Raw genomic sequence first — 342 nt, 5'->3', positions numbered from 1 at the left:
ACACGTAGTGCCTCATGAAGGTAGCATAGACGCGGAAAGCGAGTCGAAAGGGCTGACTTCTGCCAAGCTTTCGCTGGGTTTCGGGCTTGAACTTGACGCCACCATTGCCAGCGATACTAATTATGGGATCAAATACCAATTTTACGGTAAACATCGTGAACATGCTCAAAGCGGCGACTGGAGCCATGCAGTGCGATTTGGGTTTGTCACGAATAATGATGACGGTAACACCGGCAACGAGAATAGCTACCGACACTGGAGGCTTGATAAGCAACTGCTGGATGTGTCCTTTATAAGCGGTTACAGAATCTCACCACAACTGCTAGTCTATGGCAGCGTCTT

Annotated in this window: 1 protein-coding gene; it reads left to right on the top strand. The window is 48.8% G+C overall.

Annotation, left to right across the window (positions count from 1 at the left end):
- A partial coding sequence (locus tag CWB98_RS24095; RefSeq protein ID WP_171045744.1) for a hypothetical protein occupies positions 1-342 on the top strand: 342 nt, incomplete at both ends.

This window comes from Pseudoalteromonas rubra (genome assembly GCF_005887115.1).
GTDB classification, from domain to species: Bacteria; Pseudomonadota; Gammaproteobacteria; order Enterobacterales; family Alteromonadaceae; genus Pseudoalteromonas; species Pseudoalteromonas rubra_F.
This window is presented reverse-complemented; position numbering and strand designations above follow the sequence as displayed.